The following is a 207-nucleotide window of genomic DNA, read 5'->3' as shown; positions in this document are numbered from 1 at the left end:
TACTTCCGCAAGACATGTTATGAGATATTTTATTAAAAGTGCGGGTGAAGGGAGTCGAACCCCCACGCCAAAGGCGCTAGATCCTAAGTCTAGTGCGTCTGCCAATTCCGCCACACCCGCATATTTTATTGAAAATGGTGAGCCATGAAGGATTCGAACCTTCGACCCTCTGATTAAAAGTCAGATGCTCTACCAACTGAGCTAATG

General features: G+C 45.9%; 1 tRNA gene. It reads right to left on the bottom strand.

Features of this window, described 5'->3' with window-relative positions:
* Positions 1–39 precede the first annotated feature (39 nt).
* Positions 40–120, bottom strand: a tRNA-Leu gene (locus JDS81_RS30160).
* Between the last annotated feature and the right edge of the window lie 87 nt (positions 121–207).

Source organism: Bacillus cereus group sp. N31, from assembly GCF_016483245.1.
Classification (GTDB): Bacteria; Bacillota; Bacilli; order Bacillales; family Bacillaceae_G; genus Bacillus_A; species Bacillus_A toyonensis.
This window is presented reverse-complemented; position numbering and strand designations above follow the sequence as displayed.